Origin of the sequence: Chlorogloeopsis sp. ULAP01 (assembly GCF_030381805.1) — a bacterium.
Classification (GTDB): Bacteria; Cyanobacteriota; Cyanobacteriia; order Cyanobacteriales; family Nostocaceae; genus Chlorogloeopsis.
This window is the reverse complement of sequence record NZ_JAUDRH010000021.1, coordinates 66,710-83,766: the sequence shown is the minus strand read 5'-3', so window position 1 is coordinate 83,766 and position 17,057 is coordinate 66,710. Positions and strand designations below refer to the sequence as shown.

The following is a 17,057-nucleotide window of genomic DNA, read 5'->3' as shown; positions in this document are numbered from 1 at the left end:
AAGGTAGAAGATTGAGAGAAGAGATAGACAAGTCAACCACAATATCTAGAGGAGAGATAAATCAGATGAAAAAAGTATATTTTATGTTCCATGACATGGGTGCAGGTCACCGTAGCACTGCCAATGCTTTGAAAGAAGTTATCGAAAAGCGAAAATTACCATGGGAAGTCCAAACTGTAGAGGTTTTTAAAGAAATATTTGGAACGAGTCTGCCCCAGTATGTATACAACAAATTTGTACTTCAAAAGAAGTGGGCAAAAATTATTAATGATCCTCTATTAAATCCTTTGTTCAGGTTGCAAATTCACCTTCATCATTCTGCTTGGCGAAATCTTCTTCAAAACTATTGGCGTCAGCATAAGCCTGACATCGTAATTTCATTGCTCCCAAATGTGAATCGAGTTCTTTGCGAAAGTTTACGGGCAGAACTGCCAGACGTCCCTTTCGTTACTGTGATGACAGATTTTGCCGACTGTCCTCCTAACTTCTGGATAGAGCCACAAGAGCAATTCCTTATTTGTCCTTCGGAACGAGCAGTTAAACAGGCACAATCTTTCAATTATTCAGAGCAGAGAATTTTCCGTACCTCAGGAGTAATTATTCATCCTCGTTTTAATGAGCCTATTACTGTTGATCGCCAGATTGAGAGACTACGTCTGGGACTAGAGCCAGATTTACCCACTGGCTTAGTTATGTTCGGAAGTCATGCTTCAAAGGAAATGATAGAGATTGCTAAATGTCTGGAGCAGTCGTCACTGAAGCTCCAACTTATATTTGTATGTGGGCGCAATGAAAAGCTAGCAAGAGATTTACGAAATAGTCAAAGTCGCTTACCAAAGTTAGTTGAAACTTTTACCAGTCAAATTCCCTACTATATGCACTTATCCGATTTTTTCATTGGGAAACCAGGTAGTGTTGGTATCAGTGAAGCTGTAGCAAGGAATTTACCAGTAATTACAGAATGCAATACCATCACACTTTTTCAGGAGCGTGCTACCACTGAATGGCTTACGAATAATGAGTTTGGTATTGTAGTTGAGAATTTTCATAATATTAACAAAGCTGTAGCAGAACTAATCCAGCCTGAAAACTTTGCTCGCTATCAAGCTAATGTTAAATTTTACAAAAATCAAGCTGTATTTGAAGCTGTTGATATTTTTGAAAAAATCCTTGAACAAACTAAATCACCGTTGTTGGCAACGACGAGTTTATACCATCGTTAATAAATTTGCAGTCGAGTCGTCTAGAACTTTAGCTCCAGGGAAACCCCGCCTTAAAGGAGAATTTATATGAAGTTCGATTGGCTGATTATAGGTGCTGGATATTCTGCTTGCGTAATCGCAGAACGAGTTGCTAATGAGCTTGGACAAAGAGTACTAATTGTCGAGAAACGCGATCATATTGGTGGTAACGCTTATGATTACTACAATGAGCATGGCATTCTTGTTCATAAGTACGGGCCACACATATTTCACACTAAGTCGAAAAAAGTTTGGGACTACCTCTCGAATTTTACCCAGTGGAGATATTACTATCACCATGTTCTGGGAGTAGTAGAAGGAAAGAAAGTTCCTATTCCTTTTAATCTTAATTCTCTCTATGCTCTTTTTCCTCCAAAATATGCAGAAAAACTAGAGAATTTACTTCTAGAAAACTTTGGTTTTGGGGTGAAAGTACCGATTTTAAAACTGCGAGAGAGCGCTAGTGGTGATTTAACATTTCTAGCTAATTACATTTATGAAAATGTCTTCCTTCGCTACACAATGAAGCAGTGGGGAGTAAAACCAGAGGAGCTAGATCGAGCAGTCACAGGGCGTGTTCCAGTTTATATCAGTAGAGATAACCGCTATTTTCAAGACCCTTACCAAGCTATGCCCAAGCTTGGCTATACAGAAATGTTCCGTAAAATGCTAGCTCACCCCAATATTAAGGTGCTTCTCAATACAGACTACCGTGAAATGATTAATGATGTGACGTTTAACCGAATACTCTGCACCGGGCCGATCGATACTTTCTTTGATTATATGTATGGCGATTTACCATATCGCAGCCTAAGCTTTCAGTTTGAAACTTTAGACCAAGAGAGGTATCAAGAGGTTGGAACCGTCAACTACCCCGACGACTATGATATTACTCGCATTACTGAGCAGAAGTATTTGTCAGGACAAACCTCACCCAAAACTACCTTAGTTATGGAGTATCCCCAAGCTTATGTCCCAGGAAAAAATGACCCATATTACCCCATTTTGAATGAGGAAAATCGCGAGCGTCTTGACCTTTATATAAAAGAAGTGGAAAAACTTAACGGTACAGTGTTGTTTGCAGGGCGACTTGCAGATTATAAGTACTATGACATGGATCAAGTAGTAGTACGAGCACTTGGTCTGTTTGAGAAGCACATAGCGGGTCAGTAATGACTAGGAGTAATTGAGCTACTACCCAACTATCTGCTCCACTGATGACTACGAGGATTGGGATTGCAACGATGTTTAGTAGCACGGCAAGCTTATTTTGTTGGATAAATAAATATCTATCATTTCAAGTAATAAAGCTTTAGCGGATTTTATCAACCCAGCATTTTAGTCTGGACGTGTTACTAGCAATTTGATGTTGTTTAGTACCCTTAATTCTTGAGAGGGCAGGAGACAGAAGGCAAAAGAAAAGGTTTTATAAATTTTAGTTCTGCTCTATGAATGGACATGAGTACTAAGAAAATTTTCCTGTCATTCGTATTTGTACCTCATCCAAGTAGAGTTAATGAGTTGGAGGTAAATCGATGAATGAGTTAGCGATCGCTATTTTTGGAGTTTTGGCAGTTTTGGTGATTTTGCAGACGCGTTATGCACTGGCTTTTGTATCATCACTGAGTTTACCAAACTCAAAGGCTATCCAAGATAAGTTGTTACCCAAAGCGGCAGTTATCCTTTCCCTGCGAGGAGCCGATCCATTCTTAGCCGACTGTGTGCGCGCTCTGCTCTACCAGAACTATCCGCAATACGACTTGCACATTGTCATTGATAGTCAGGAAGATCCAGCCTGGAATATAGTCAACGAAACGATCCAACAAGCCAAAGTAACACACGTCCAAGTCAGCCCCTTAATTGCTCGGTACAATACTTGCAGTCTTAAGTGCAGTGCGCTAGTTCAAGCTATCTGTGCATTAGACAATTCTTACGAGGCAGCGGCTTTTATAGATGCCGATGTCATCGCCCATACAAACTGGCTGCGCGAGCTAGTTGCACCATTAGTGGATAAGAGGATTGGAGCTACTACAGGAAACCGTTGGTATATGCCGCATACCAAACAGTGGGGTTCACTAGTTCGATATGCATATAATTCAGCATCTGTTGTCTCCATGTATATCTACAAATACGCTTGGGGAGGTTCCATGGCAATGAATCTCTCAGTATTGCGACAAGCGCAACTTTTGAAGACATGGACACAAAGCATTTCCGTTGATGCCCCAGTTCACAGAGCTTTGCAGAAAGTCGGCTTAAAAGTGAAATTTGTGCCTACAGTTATGATGATCAATCGAGAGGAATGCAATTTAGCTCAATGTTTACGCTTCATTAAACGCCAATTACTCATGCCACGGCTCTATCACCCGAAATGGATGCTGTTTTTTGCCCAGGTATTAGCACCCACATTTGCTCTTGTAACAGCAATGGGACTACTGCTAATTTCCTTAGTCAGTGGCAACATTGCTGCCGCAGGTTGGATTGGGAGTGGGTTCATCGGTTATATTCTGGCAATGGCTCTGTTGCTTGCACTTTTAGAACAAAGTGTACGACGAGTGGTTAGGGGGTATGACGAGCTGACGAAGAGCTTTTCGTTTCAATTTATAGCAAAAATTTTGCTGGCAATTCCGTTAGCGCAATTAGTTTCTGCGCTTGCAACAGTATTAGCTCTCTTAACGCGAAATGTTGAGTGGCGTGGTGTGATCTATCAAATTAAAGATCCTTACAACGTTAAATTACTTGAATATCATCCTTATCAAATCTCGCTTAAACCACTCGATAGTAAAGCTTCAATTGTTTAATGAAAAAACAATCTAGACTTTTCTTAGCGCTACAGCAAGGCTAAATAATGACAAAAATCCTGCGTTGCTGAAAATTTGAAAATGCAAGGAGAATCAAGCCATGCTTTTAAGTAATCTCAAGCAATTTGTTACAGATGAATTATCAATCAATAATTTAGAATACAAACTTTCATTACGTAAAAAACAAGATATAAGATTGAGAGCAGACGTAGATGGTGTTTTATCTTGCCGAGAATGGATTAAAGCTAAAACCAATAATACTTTTGATAGCACAAGAATAATGGGAGTTGTCGCTGCGGCAAAAGGAGCTGAAAATTATCTACCATACACTATCCCTAAAATCATTGCACAAATCTCTGAAAGCAGGATGATGGCTGATATCATTATCGGTTTGAATAATGGCTTTGAATGTCCAAGCGTTATTGACCGTTTTAGCTTACTTGACAATGTTCAAGTCATCCATCTATATACTAGTGAAAAGTTAGCGAATAATATCCCAGCTAAAATTTATGATAATGTCAGGTGTGAAGGAGAACCCTATTACTTCAAAAACATTGATTGCAAATATTCCAAGCACAGAATATTCGTTGTTCATCAAAAACAGGGAGAATATGCAGCAGGGAAAATCCGAATTTTAGGGGATATATATGGCTCGTTACTACTTAAAAGTATTGAGAATGGATGGATACCGCCTGCACTTTTAGTTACTTTTGATGCCGAATCTCAGTTTTTAGTGGAGCAAAAGTATGCATTTGTAGAGCCGAAATCTAACGGCTTAATGCTAATAGTCAGTAAATTACAAAAGCAACCAGAAATAGATATTCTAGGAGCAAGAAGTAGATTTGCTGTTTATCAGAAAGGTGTTGTAGATGGAAGTAAAGTTCTCCTGCCTAATTTTAATGAAGAGGTGCCTCCTCTGCAATTTTTTCTAGATACCGTTCATGGTAGATACAACGGCTGTAAGTCGATGACAGGAGGTGGCATAGTAGGAAAAATTGACGCACTTATCAGTTTGATAGTTGTGATTTCTCAAAGGTATCCAGGGACAAGAATTGAAGATACTCATCTTACTATATTAGCGAAATATGCAGACTTCACAGCTGAAATATTTACAAATGTTGTTTCTACAAATAGAACTCCTAGTCTGACAGAAATAACAATAAATCAATTACCTAGAAAAGCTTGGGTTGAGCAAATATATAGATGGAATAGTGGTTATCAAGGCTTAAAGTTATGTTATGGAAAACATAATATCAAGTCAATAGTTTCTGATGAATTTCCTTGGTCTATTTGTACGGCACCAATTGATTTTTTGAGAAGGTTAAAAAGAAGAGATAAAGTAAATTTATCTACGGCAATTCACAAATTCAAAGTTTTAGCGATCGCCTTTGCCGCGTCACGAAACATCAAGAAGAGAAGTTTAGAGAACCCTGACATATTACAAGGAAGCCAAGCAAAAGCTTCGTGGTGAGGTAGTGTATTCCTGTTGCCTTGCGTCACAAAGCAACTACCGTAGATGCGCTTCACGCGGCTTCAAGGTAGAGTATCCGTAAGGGTGAAACTAAAAAGATTCTGACAAAGTTAAATGAATTGAATGCCATCTTTATCAAATCTCGTTTCAATTACTCGATGGTAAAAGTTCAATTGGCTAATTTCACAAACAATAGAGAATCATCATGAATGCGACAACTCTCAACTTAGGTACTATTCAAGAAACCTTGCTGATTACGCTATGGGCACGGGCGGTTGAACTGAACCAACTCAATCCTATTCTGACTGATCCAAGAGCTGCCCAGATCCTTACTCAGATTGACTATGACTTCCAGAAATTCTTTCAGGAGAAAAGCTCTCAAACTACAGTATGTATTCGAGGTAAAGCGTTTGATCGCATAGTTAGCGAGTTGCTACAAACGCATCCTCAAACTCCTATTTTAGAAATTGGCGCGGGTTTAAATACTCGATTTGAGCGATTGGATGATGGAAACCTGCGCTGGTTCGATTTAGATTTACCAGATGCAATGAAAATAAGAAGAAGGTTTTTTGAGGAAAGCGATCGCCGTCAGTTCATTTCAGCTTCAGTGTTTGAAACAGATTGGATAGAGTCAGTCAAAGCCTCAACAGATAAGCCTATCTTATTTATTGCAGAAGGAGTTCTACTTTTTTTTTCTGAGCAACAGATAAAGGCTTTATTTGCAACATTAGCAGAACATTTTCCCGGTTCTTGGATTGTATTTGATGCAATCTCCGAAGTTTTGCTAGCAGTTCGACATAGATTCGATGCAGTCAAGCATACGAGTGCTAGATTTCAGTGGGGAATTCAGAACATCCAGGAAATAGAGGATTGGGACTCAAGATATCAATTACATCGTTCACTATACATTCCAGCAGACTTCACCCAATACTTGACGAGATTCCCCCGCATGGAACAGATATTGATGAGATTATTTCCAGCTTTTCAACGCATGGCTGGAGTACACCTAGTTAAATTCCAAAATTTTGATTGAGGACAATTCCAACCAAAAATTCCTGTGATTGCGTCAAAAGTTTTATTTAAGTGAACTGCCAACGAAAAAAATTAGTTGGCAGTTCGTTTTGTTTTAAGCTTCTGGCAATAGTTTGAAAACAGGCTCTAGTCTTTATCCGAGTAAACAATGTACCAATTTGAATGGAGATTCTGAGAAATGTCATGTTATCATGACATTTACTTCTATTCCTGACTTATCAAAGTAGCTATTTTTGCGACTTTTGTTATGATATTTTGACATTTTGATCCCGAAAGAGTTTAAAAATTCGTGGCAGCCTTAAAAACAGGTCTCACACCCCCTTGATCCCACCGGGAGGTTAATGGTTATTATTTTTTAACAAAAGGCTCCTCTACTCTCAAAAAACAAAAAGTGCTGACCTTGGCATAACCAAACAATTGAAAGGGAATAGCCCGCAATTTAAAACAAAACACACTGAAAACAAAATAGCTAAGTAGAACAGGGAGTCAACAATCAAACAGCTGAGTAGATTCTTAGATTCAATCAACCACTTTTAACAAGAGGTATATCATTTACCTTTCAAACGACTGGAGGCCAAATTCATGGCAAAAGAACGCCCACCGCTAGAAGAGATGACATTGCGGCAACTACGCAGAGTTGCTAGTGAATATGGAGTCTCTCGCTACAGCCGAATGCGTAAATCTCAATTGCTGGCAGCGATTCAAGACGTAGAGCGCAGCAAAGTTTCTATTAGCCAATCTCGCTTAATGGAGGCACAGGAAACCGTGGAAGCAGCAAAATTTGAATTGGGTCAGGAAGATCGTAATGGCGGTACACTTGCTGATGTAGATGAAGGAATAGGTGACTTACCTGCTGGTTATGGTGAAAGCCGGATTGTGTTGATGCCTCGCGATCCCCAGTGGGCTTATACTTATTGGGATGTTCCTAACAACCACAAGGAAGAACTGCGCCGTCAGGGAGGACAACAGCTGGCACTGCGCATATATGATGTGACAGACATAAGCTTGGATTATCAAAGTCCTCATAGCATTCAAGAGTATCCTTGTGATGAGCTAGCACGGGAATGGTACTTGCCAGTACCGGTGAGCGATCGCGATTACGTTATCGACATTGGCTACCGTTGTGCAGATGGGCGTTGGCTAGTACTAGCCCGTTCTGCTCCCGTACACGTTCCTCCTGTTTATCCATCCGACTGGATTGAAGATGTTTTCTTGACCGTCAATTTTGACGAAGAATTACGTAGTAAGACATTCTACGAACTCGTTCCTCCTGCCAAGAAAGTTGCTACTGCCACTGGTGCAAACGGCAATGCCATTTACGACCAAATCTTTGGCATGGCAGAGTCTGTAGAGGCAATGCGGGTTGCTGGTTCACTGTTTGGTTCAATGCAGCACGTACCAGGCTCAATGGTTCCAGAACAAGCTATCAGTTCCTATGTCTTCCCATCTGGTGTCGGAATGTGGGCTGTTCCCACCGTATCTGGTTTAACCATGTCTGGTGTTGGTATGTCTGGTGTTGGCTTTTCTGCCTCTGCCGTACCAATGCGTCCGCGCCAGTTTTGGTTAATTGCTGATGCTGAGTTGATTGTCTACGGTGCAACTGAACCCGATGCGACTGTAACAATTGGCGGTCGTCCGATTAAGCTTAATCCAGATGGAACCTTCCGTTTCCAGATGTCCTTCCAAGATGGCTTGATTGACTATCCAATTATGGCTGTTGCTGCCGATGGCGAACAAACACGTTCAATTCACATGAAGTTCACTCGTGAAACTCCATCACGCAATACCAACACCAAGGAAGAAGCTGTTTTAGAATGGCTGTCTTGAAATTTGGGATTCCAAATTAAGTAAGTCAACAAAAATAAACTAAAAACACAGATCCCCGACTTCTGACCAGAAGTTGGGGATTTTATAACTAGAATCCTGTATCCTGCAAAAACTTAAAAATAGCTGTATTTACTTCTTTAGAAGCTCCCATTGAGGCATCATGACAGCACTTAGATAAAATTTGCAACCTAGAATTAGGAAGACATTGATGCAATTTTTCACCATGACTAGCAGGAAACCAGCTATCTTGATCACCCCATAAAACTAATGTGGGACATTGAATATTACCAAGATTTTTTTGGATATTACTGAGTAAATTTGGTTTATTTGCTTGAAATTTCTCAATTTCTCGTGCAGCTATTTGTATCTCTTCAGCTACTTTGGTAAGAGTACCAGGAAATTCAATAAACGGGTGAGTGATCCAATAAACATCTTCTTGAGTCAAAATTGATGGATCGAACAGTACTCCGCGCCGTTCTATTGCCATAACTTCTTTAACAAATGGTGCTAACAGATATGCTAAACGCAAAGTATCAATTGTTTGCACTACTTCCAGTGGAGTATGAGCAAGTAGTGACATTCCCCAATGGGGCAAACGTTCAGCAAAAATAGGTACATTTACTACTACTAATCGCCCTATTAACTGTGGATTTTCTTGAGCAAGAGCAAGACCAACTAATCCACCTAAAGATTCTGCCACTATTGCTACAGGTTCATCAGTTAGTTCCCGAATTATTCGCTCTAACTCAATTACCTGATGACCACTTTGTTCTCGACGAGAGACAGGTTTCTCTGAAAAACCGTAACCTTTGGCATCAAAACAAATCACCCGAAAGTATTTAGATAATGGCTCAATGCTGTGACGCCAATTGTAGCTCCAGCTACCCATCCCATGTAATAAAATTAGGGGTTTACCAGTACCTATTTCACCATAGGCAATTTGTACAGGATAACCATGAGCATCAGTAATTGTTAGACTTTGCCGCCCTTGCGGAAAAGTCACTTGCCACCAATCTTTCATTCTTTTTGTCAATCACTTTTTTAATTTCCAGTTAAAACTCCCCACAGCAGTCTAATTAGTAGCACAGGCAATGCGACTAACACAATGGTGACAACTAATAATCCAATCAAAACTACAAAGACAAACCACCCATCTGCACTTTTCCTGTGGCTGGGAAACTTTAGGTATTCTTCTAGCAGTTTAATATTGTATTCGTTTGCTGTCCAAGCAAAGTCAAAAAAATCTCCTAATATTGGAAACGCACCGACCAAGCCATCAATTATGATATTGACAACCATTCTGCCCAAAGTAGCTGCTGGCGTACCTAAGCGTGCTGCTTCCAAAATAATATAGGCAGAAAGCATAACGCCCAGAAAATCACCACCAATAGGTATTAATCCTATAATGGGGTCTAAACCAATACCCAAGTTCGTTCCAGGAATCACAACAGCTTTATCTAGTAGCCGACTCAGGTAACGTAACCGCCTCAAGGTGGGTGCTCTAACTTCAGATTCAATTGTGTAAAAGCGAGAGAGTGGTTTAGACATAACAGCGATCGCATTTTTCTTACTAAATCGCAAATATTCTACTCTCGTCTGGAAAATTTTCAAGTATATTTTTTGCTATAAGTAACAATAATTACTATATTAGTCATTGATCATTGGTCATTAGTCAGTAGGGGCGGGTTTTACTGATTATCTTTGGGTTAAAACCGACAATTTCTCTTTTAAACCCGCACGGCAGTCGCTACAACGCGCTTAACCCACGCAACGCGCTGCCTCCCGTACAGTAGTTGGTTTATTACTCTCCGCGTCCCCTGTCCCCTGTCTCCTTATCCCCCATCTCCCCCATTTACATTTATGACTCAAGAATTAACACAACAGTGGTTAACGGAAATTCAGACATTGCAACAGCAGGTAGCACAGTTACAGCAAGAACGTCATGTGGGATGGGAAAGTGCACAAAAATGGCGTAAACTTTACAACACAGAAGCAGAACAGCGCCGCACAGATGCTGAGTTCTCGAAACAAACGATCGCATCATTGAAAACAGAAATTGAGCGTCTGCGAGGTATTGAAGAAGAACGATTCAATGAGGTTACAGCTAAAACTGCAATCCAACAAGAAATAGCTCAAATTAAATCTTTAGAAGAATTGAAAGCTAAAGTTATTAGCGTCATTAAAGAACGCGATCGTCTGCAACAAGCTTTGAAAACAGAGCGAGAAAACCACGCCCAAACCCGTAAAAACCTTACTACCGCCTTGGGTGATGCAATTGATAGCTTGACACGAGAGCGTGCAACAGAAACAGAAAGTCAAAAGCAAAAATAAAACCGTAGGAATGGGCGATCGCTTCTAGTTTCCAATTGGCGGTGCTAATGGACGACGAGGTTTACCACCACCACCAATGCTATTCGACCCATTGTTGTCCACAACCTTCAAAACACCAATTATTTTGGTGAGATCGGCTTGGAGTGCTTTATCGTCATTAAAGTAATGTCCGGTAACTGCCTGATACTCCTGCTCGGCGCTATGGTCGATACAAAGATAGTTATAGTCAAAACCAGAATCGTCAACGACGTAAGCACCATAGTTCTGCATCGCTTGAAAAATCTTTTTGCCTGCTTTGGTAGTTAGCCCCAAACGTTTTACATTGACATTCGGCGGAATTGCCAGCAAAGAACCCATCACTAAAGCTGGGTTAGAACCCTGGTATTGTTGCGGTGCGCCTGCATCAGCTGCACGAGCTGGCCAACGGCGACCGGGGGTTGGCGATGAAGGATCGTAGTGCAGCCACTTACCCCAAATCACAAGTTTAAGTGCGTGACGAATAGGTGCATTATTGAACAACTCGCCTTTGCGAATACTCCCACCAATACTTGACATCCCTGAGCCACCATGACCACCATCAATGCCATCCCCGTAGATATCGGTCTTTCCAAACCAACTACCGTAAAATGGGCTGCCCTGTTGACAGCGAGCCGTTACGTTAAAAGAGACTAGAGTTCTGCCATCGGGTTTGAGAACGGCTGAGGAGTTGTTGGGAGTAAAATTTTGTCTTGCATCCGGAATAATCAGATCTTTTGGAATATTCAAAGGCTCCCCAGCTTCGGGATGCCACTGTGCCTGCTGTTGGGGAGTTTTACCTGTGCAGCGACCTTCGCCCCAAGCTCCAGGCATATAGGTTGGCACAACTGGATCTGTATTTTTTGTTCTAATTAGCCAGGTAGTGTCTACTCCAACACCTTTTGAGCCAATATGGACATCAACGTATTTAGCATTCGAGCCAATCGGCATATTCCAAATGCTATCGCAGGCGAACGGCCAGTTATATTTATCGCGTGGTTTGCCTGAACCGCATTTACTGTCGTCTACTTGGGCTATGAGACTGGGGGCAGCAGTTGAGCTCAGGTGTAAAAGCTTTTCCCTGCTATATCTCAGACTCAAGCTAAATTGATTTTGTGTGCTAACACTGCTTACTTCAGCTACATTCAGAGCATAGCTAATAGCACTCAAAGCACTGGGATCGAAAATTATCATTTGCCTCTTGTGTTTCCATCAAAGCTGGTAGAAGCTCACATTTAGTGAGTTTCTTCAATTAAGGCTGGTAGAGCCAAAACCTTGAAAAATAAAATTTGATTTCAAAGAACTTCACGCACCGATCCAATGTGAGCTTGCGTGAAACCGAAGTAAAGGTTGATTTAACTTGCGCAAGTTAGAATTGCTCAATCCTTGTTTACGGTAATTTAATTGAGTTATCGCTTAACAAGAACCTGCATTTCCAGCTCCTATTGTACTGAAGTCTAAGATTATGAATAATTTATTAAGCGATAAGTCTAATTAAGTAAAAGGGACTAGGGACTGGGTACTCGTGACTGGGAATTGGGTGGAAAGCGGAAAAATTATGGAAGGGGCTTTAAAACCCTCCCAAATTTTGCAACCTCCCCCAGTACCCAGTACCGGGAGCGGCGTTCCTCCCCCACCTTTAGGTGGGCGATCGGTGGGGGACTCCTCGCCGCTACCTGTTGAAGATTTGTCCAAAAATAGACCAAACCATTTCAAGATGTCAATAGCTTGATATTTATTTACTGTTTATTAAGTATCTTTATTGAAAACAGGGAACAGGAAAAGAAATATTTTCCTGGTCTCGTTGTGTGATTTATTACATAATCGTCTATCTTGCACAATTCTCAAGAAGAGCACTCTTGCTCTAGCTCTCGTTACCAGGTTGAACCTAGTAACGAGGGTTTGTGGGCTGTCGGGAGGATATCATAGTCCCATTGCCTGGGCTACAGCTTTAATTTCCGCCTCAATACCTTGTTTAAATTGGCTTTGGCTGTGTTTAATTGCTGTATCTGGATCTTTTAAACCGTTGCCAGTGAGGACACAAACTACTGTTGCACCTGTAGGAATTTGATCCTTTACTTGCAACAAACCTGCGACTGAAGCAGCGCTGGCTGGTTCGCAAAAAATACCTTCCTCTGATGCCAGTAGTCGATAGGCATCCAGAATTTCTGCATCTGTGACGGAATGAAAATTCCCCATACTTGCTGATTTGACTGCAACGGCTTTTTCCCAGCTAGCAGGGTTACCAATTCTAATGGCAGTGGCTACGGTTTCCGGATGTGCCACTGGCTTACCTGTTACTAAAGGAGACGCACCAGCAGCTTGGAAACCCATCATCCGAGGTAAGCGATCGCACTTGCCAATTTGATGATATTGACAAAATCCCATCCAATATGCTGTGATATTTCCCGCATTTCCCACAGGGATGCACAGCCAGTCGGGAGCATTGCCCAAGGTATCGACTATTTCAAAAGCTGCTGTTTTTTGTCCTTCCAGGCGAAAAGGATTAACTGAATTCACCAAAGTCACTGGATAGCTTTCAGCCATTTCCCGGACAATTTCCAGCGCGCAGTCAAAGTTCCCTTTGATTGCCAGTACCTCTGCTCCATACAGTAACGCCTGCGCCAGTTTACCCAATGCCACATACCCATCGGGAATTAATACAAAAGCACGCATTCCCCCACGTTTAGCATAAGCCGCCGCCGCCGCCGAGGTATTGCCAGTACTTGCACAAATTACAGCTTTTGCGCCAGCCTCCTTAGCCTTAGAAATCGCCATTGTCATTCCTCGGTCTTTGAAGCTACCAGTGGGGTTAAGACCGTCGTATTTAGCAAAAACACGTACTTGTCTGCCAATACGTTCTGCGATCGCAGGAATTGGGATCAAAGGAGTGTTACCTTCCAACAGAGTCACAATCGGCGTTTTGTCGCTGACAGGCAAGTATTCACGATATTGCTCTATAAGTCCAGGCCAGGGTTGGCGATGAGGTTTAATAGCTGACAGGCTCAAAGTCACGGGATTTTAAAGCTTATTAAAGTGTTTTGTTTAGTTACTAGAGATTAAGGGCTAGGAAATAAAAAAGAAAAAGTATTTTTGACTTTTTCACCAGTCCCTAGTAATTAATGTAGAATGCCAGTTTATCTTTTTAGGTGCTTCTATGGAAAGCTTTGCACTACGTTTTATTAACTGCTCCTGCACAAGCTCGTTGTTTTCTGATGGAACAAAAATCATTTCCTTTGTCGTCGTTTAGTATACAAGTCGCAATATATTACAGTGGCAAATAGAAATTATATAATTTTTTAATAAATCTTCAAAATCGTTTATTATAATATCACTTAAGGTGTGAGTTAATTTTTGAATTTAATAAGCAATGTCTAAATCTAGTGTTTCTGATTTCGAGTCCCAAACTTTCTTGGCAACAAAGTTAGATAAATGTTTTTATCAGGCAGATCAGCAAGTCAAATTGCTTCACTTGCAAGCAGAAATTGACTGCCTCTTACAGCAATTACAAAATCTGAAATTACAGCGTATCGAAAGCACCGTCAAGGAAGAGTAGCTGAATTAATGGTACAGCCCATGCAACCATCGCTTCAAACGGCTATTACAGGTGCGACGCAGCTATATTTTTTGATTTGATTTTTGTAGTCAAATTTTGCGGCAAATAGCGCAAGGCTACATCTCTATCGCGCAATTTTAGCGGCATCACCCTATTACTCAAAGCGCTGATTTTTTTCTGACCAGCGCTTGAGTCTATAGGTATTGGCATTTTCTACCAGTAATGTCAGGGAATCTGCTGTTGAAAGCTTGGCGATCGCTGTCAAAAACTGTACAGAGTTATTGCTGAAATCTGTATAAATAATCTTACCAGTATCAGATAAGATTATTGTTCGAGGGCGGGATTGCTGTGGTTGTTGCTCCTGATCTTCATCTGAGGTTTGGTGCAGAGATTTTATTGCTTCTGTTGAAATAGTTACCACTGTTTCTGACTTCCCATTACCAGTTAAATCAATCTCTTGTACAGGCCAATAGCCTAACTTTTGTAACATTTGAGGAAAGCTTGGTATTTCACCGGGTGGTAGTTGCCCAGAAGTTTGTAATAATCGCCATACCGTTGGGAGTATAACCTTTACCCGCAGTCCATTTTGTTGGTAGAGCTGTTCAAGAGTAATAGGAGATGGCTGTACCCACTCCAGTGCTTCTGAGGTAAGCGCTAACGGAGATGGTTGCATAGCGTTGCTGTCATCTTGAGGAATTTTTTCATCTACAGCAACTAGTAGCTGTAATTCTGTGTTGCGCAAGCGTATACCCTTAACTGTTGCCGTAACGATTTGCTGTTCTCCACTAGCAAGCCAGACAACGATTTCGATGTCAGGATCGGAACTAAATCCTAAACTTTGCCAGAAAGACTTGATTGAGGAAGTTTTATTCGAGTTCAAATTTGCAAAGGGAGAATACAGCCAACGTTTACCGTTATGAAAAGCAGACACCTGTACTTGATACCAAGCTTGCTTTTCTATTTTTTGTGTCTCGGCAAAATTGGGTTGCCACCAGTCGGTGGGATTTACTGCTGCGATCGCCTGTACCGAACCAATAATCCGGCTAGGGTGAGTGGGGTTAATTTGCAACTGTTGTGCAAGTAGACTTTGGATGTATGCAAAAGATTCTTGGGAAAGTTTGGTTTGTTCCTTCAAGAAAGAGTTGGTACGTTCGTGTCCGTACTGAACTGCTAAAATTAAGGCTCCCCAAGCTTGCACCTCCGAGCGATGAGGATTGACTTGCAGTGCTGCCTCAACGCGACTCCACAACCTTCCTGCATCCGCCTTTAGTAAAGTAGTAATTTCTTGGGCATTCTGTGGTGATGCCTCAAACACCTGCAAAGCTTTTTCCCAACGCCCATCGATTAAATCTGCTAGCACTTGTTGACTAGGACTTACCCAAGTTGTATCAGCTTGCGTTTTCGTGAATTGAGAGTGCAAGCGAATCAGATCGATTTGTGCTTGTGCTGCTGCGGGCATTTTACCTTGGCGTTTTTTGCTAATAAATTGCAACCATTCCCATGCTGGCGTCCACAATCCACTGCGGGCAATAAGCAAGGCATTTTGGTAAGCGGAATCATTGAGAGCAGGAGATTGCAGAGAAACTTCTTCCAATTGAACAGGGTTGAGGATAAACTCAATTGGCTTGGCTTGATAAACACGTAGCTGAGGTTCAAAACCGACTGTTTGATCTACTACTAATTCTTTGGCACCACTACCAGTTACTTGCCGCCATTCGGGTAGTTTCCCAGAGGGACTTGTCCAAGACAACATGAGTTGGAGGTGGCTACGTTCGGGATTGTAGTGAACGATATAGCCATAGGCGATCGCATTAGTGCCTGAGGTACGCTTACCTTGCAAATAAAACCAAATACCAGGGGATGGTGTGTCACCATCAAAGCGCCCCACTTCACTCACAGGCAGGAGTGTACTCGAACCTTGGCGCTCAGAATTAGCATTGACTAAGGGGTTGAGGACAAATGATTCTTCTAGCCCAGTTACAGGCAACTTAGCCATCAAATTGTAGTATTTTTCTGGTTTGGATTGTAGTTCTAGGTTGTGCGATCGCTGATAGACTCTAACTTCAACTACATCTTTACAGTTTGACTGACAATTGGCACGCTGTTTGAGAACTGGCAGGACAAAAGCTTCTGTTGGATTAGCTTTTAAGGGTAAAATTTCTCCTGCCATCCACCCCTGTTTTGTAAGGTTGATTTGAATTTCGTCCAAGCTTTGAGGCTGTTCTGTACTATTGAAGGAAAATTTCACCCATGTAGGTATAAGCTGATTTAGCCAAGTGACTTTATCGGGATTTAGGATTAATTCAATACTCACCCAGGCAAAACCCGCAATCAAACCAACGCTGCCGAGCAAAACTGCGATCGCCACTATTGATGCCAGATGACTTCCTCTTCGAGCAGAAGTTGTCTTTGCCTTATTCTTTTGATGTAGAACCGACTTAGTACCTTTTTGAGAATTGTGTGTGAGAATTTTTCCTTGCCTTTTCTTCAAGTTTTTCTGTACTTTTTTGACTGTGTGCTTTTTCGTTGTGTTAGCAGAAGATTTATTTTGTTGATTCTGTTTATATGGTTTTGGCGCTGGAGGGATTGAGCGATCTACCATACTATTCTCAGTATATTTAACTATAAATAAAGTTATTTTTCTTTTATACTCGTCATCTTCCAATATTGCCCAAAAAAATAAAAGTGTTATTTTTTACAAATTGCGTAAATTTACTAATGTCATAATCAAGGAAACTTTAATAAGCTCTACCCTGGAGGTTATGTAAGTAGAGTGTAAAAAGTTG

Annotated in this window: 14 protein-coding genes; 9 read left to right on the top strand and 5 right to left on the bottom strand. The window is 41.2% G+C overall.

The genetic code is table 11. The features are described 5' to 3' along the window. Positions 1-65 precede the first annotated feature (65 nt). The 6 genes from QUB80_RS32280 (at position 66) to QUB80_RS32255 (ending at position 8,369) form a co-directional block, all read left to right on the top strand. Positions 66-1,223, top strand: a complete 1,158-nt coding sequence (locus tag QUB80_RS32280) for an MGDG synthase family glycosyltransferase (RefSeq protein ID WP_289793540.1) — start codon at positions 66-68, stop codon at positions 1,221-1,223. Between the two features lie 66 nt (positions 1,224-1,289). Beyond that, complete coding sequence (gene glf / locus QUB80_RS32275; RefSeq protein WP_289793539.1) at positions 1,290-2,414, top strand: UDP-galactopyranose mutase; 1,125 nt, start codon at positions 1,290-1,292, stop codon at positions 2,412-2,414. 362 nt (positions 2,415-2,776) lie between these two features. Further along, positions 2,777-4,039 (top strand): glycosyltransferase family 2 protein, encoded by a 1,263-nt coding sequence (locus QUB80_RS32270; RefSeq protein ID WP_289793538.1) that lies wholly within the window; start codon positions 2,777-2,779, stop codon positions 4,037-4,039. 100 nt (positions 4,040-4,139) lie between these two features. After that, positions 4,140-5,510 carry a hypothetical protein gene (locus tag QUB80_RS32265; RefSeq protein WP_289793537.1) on the top strand — a complete coding sequence of 457 codons (1,371 nt, stop codon included), beginning with the start codon at positions 4,140-4,142 and terminating at the stop codon, positions 5,508-5,510. Between the two features lie 205 nt (positions 5,511-5,715). Then, positions 5,716-6,543, top strand: a complete 828-nt coding sequence (locus QUB80_RS32260) for a class I SAM-dependent methyltransferase (protein ID WP_289793536.1) — start codon at positions 5,716-5,718, stop codon at positions 6,541-6,543. A gap of 581 nt (positions 6,544-7,124) precedes the next feature. After that, a complete protein-coding gene (locus QUB80_RS32255) occupies positions 7,125-8,369 on the top strand; it encodes a DUF4912 domain-containing protein (RefSeq protein WP_289793535.1) in 1,245 nt (414 codons plus the stop codon). Between the two features lie 88 nt (positions 8,370-8,457). Here the strand turns inward: QUB80_RS32255 and QUB80_RS32250 are convergent, their stop codons facing one another. Then, a complete protein-coding gene (locus tag QUB80_RS32250; RefSeq protein ID WP_289793534.1) occupies positions 8,458-9,390 on the bottom strand; it encodes an alpha/beta fold hydrolase in 933 nt (310 codons plus the stop codon). Between the two features lie 20 nt (positions 9,391-9,410). Next, positions 9,411-9,917, bottom strand: a complete 507-nt coding sequence (locus QUB80_RS32245; protein ID WP_289793586.1) for a DUF4112 domain-containing protein — start codon at positions 9,915-9,917, stop codon at positions 9,411-9,413. Positions 9,918-10,229: 312 nt separating this feature from the next. On the opposite strand from QUB80_RS32245, the gene QUB80_RS32240 reads away from it, so the two are divergent. Then, on the top strand, positions 10,230-10,700 hold the full coding sequence (locus QUB80_RS32240; RefSeq protein ID WP_289793533.1) for a hypothetical protein: 471 nt from the start codon (positions 10,230-10,232) through the stop codon (positions 10,698-10,700). A gap of 24 nt (positions 10,701-10,724) precedes the next feature. On the opposite strand, the gene QUB80_RS32235 is transcribed toward QUB80_RS32240, so the two are convergent. After that, positions 10,725-11,909 (bottom strand): hypothetical protein, encoded by a 1,185-nt coding sequence (locus tag QUB80_RS32235; RefSeq protein ID WP_289793532.1) that lies wholly within the window; start codon positions 11,907-11,909, stop codon positions 10,725-10,727. 331 nt (positions 11,910-12,240) lie between these two features. Between QUB80_RS32235 and QUB80_RS32230 the strand changes: the two genes are divergently transcribed. Beyond that, a complete protein-coding gene (locus QUB80_RS32230; RefSeq protein ID WP_289793531.1) occupies positions 12,241-12,447 on the top strand; it encodes a hypothetical protein in 207 nt (68 codons plus the stop codon). A 191-nt stretch (positions 12,448-12,638) separates the two neighbouring features. Here the strand turns inward: QUB80_RS32230 and thrC are convergent, their stop codons facing one another. Continuing rightward, positions 12,639-13,730, bottom strand: a complete 1,092-nt coding sequence (thrC, locus tag QUB80_RS32225) for a threonine synthase (protein ID WP_289793530.1) — start codon at positions 13,728-13,730, stop codon at positions 12,639-12,641. Positions 13,731-14,085: 355 nt separating this feature from the next. Between thrC and QUB80_RS32220 the strand changes: the two genes are divergently transcribed. Next, positions 14,086-14,271, top strand: a complete 186-nt coding sequence (locus tag QUB80_RS32220) for a hypothetical protein (protein WP_289793529.1) — start codon at positions 14,086-14,088, stop codon at positions 14,269-14,271. A gap of 154 nt (positions 14,272-14,425) precedes the next feature. Here QUB80_RS32220 and QUB80_RS32215 read toward each other — a convergent pair whose 3' ends face one another. After that, complete coding sequence (locus QUB80_RS32215; RefSeq protein ID WP_289793528.1) at positions 14,426-16,873, bottom strand: hypothetical protein; 2,448 nt, start codon at positions 16,871-16,873, stop codon at positions 14,426-14,428. Positions 16,874-17,057: the final 184 nt, after the last annotated feature.

Coding starts and splice junctions, on each gene's coding strand:
- QUB80_RS32260 (WP_289793536.1), top strand. CDS start 5,716: ATGAATGCGACAACTCTCAACTTAGGTACTATTCAAGAAACCTTGCTG.
- QUB80_RS32280 (WP_289793540.1), top strand. CDS start 66: ATGAAAAAAGTATATTTTATGTTCCATGACATGGGTGCAGGTCACCGT.
- QUB80_RS32215 (WP_289793528.1), bottom strand. CDS start 16,873: ATGGTAGATCGCTCAATCCCTCCAGCGCCAAAACCATATAAACAGAAT.
- QUB80_RS32265 (WP_289793537.1), top strand. CDS start 4,140: ATGCTTTTAAGTAATCTCAAGCAATTTGTTACAGATGAATTATCAATC.
- QUB80_RS32240 (WP_289793533.1), top strand. CDS start 10,230: ATGACTCAAGAATTAACACAACAGTGGTTAACGGAAATTCAGACATTG.
- QUB80_RS32235 (WP_289793532.1), bottom strand. CDS start 11,909: ATGATAATTTTCGATCCCAGTGCTTTGAGTGCTATTAGCTATGCTCTG.
- glf (WP_289793539.1), top strand. CDS start 1,290: ATGAAGTTCGATTGGCTGATTATAGGTGCTGGATATTCTGCTTGCGTA.
- QUB80_RS32250 (WP_289793534.1), bottom strand. CDS start 9,390: ATGAAAGATTGGTGGCAAGTGACTTTTCCGCAAGGGCGGCAAAGTCTA.
- QUB80_RS32270 (WP_289793538.1), top strand. CDS start 2,777: ATGAATGAGTTAGCGATCGCTATTTTTGGAGTTTTGGCAGTTTTGGTG.
- QUB80_RS32220 (WP_289793529.1), top strand. CDS start 14,086: ATGTCTAAATCTAGTGTTTCTGATTTCGAGTCCCAAACTTTCTTGGCA.
- QUB80_RS32245 (WP_289793586.1), bottom strand. CDS start 9,917: ATGTCTAAACCACTCTCTCGCTTTTACACAATTGAATCTGAAGTTAGA.
- QUB80_RS32255 (WP_289793535.1), top strand. CDS start 7,125: ATGGCAAAAGAACGCCCACCGCTAGAAGAGATGACATTGCGGCAACTA.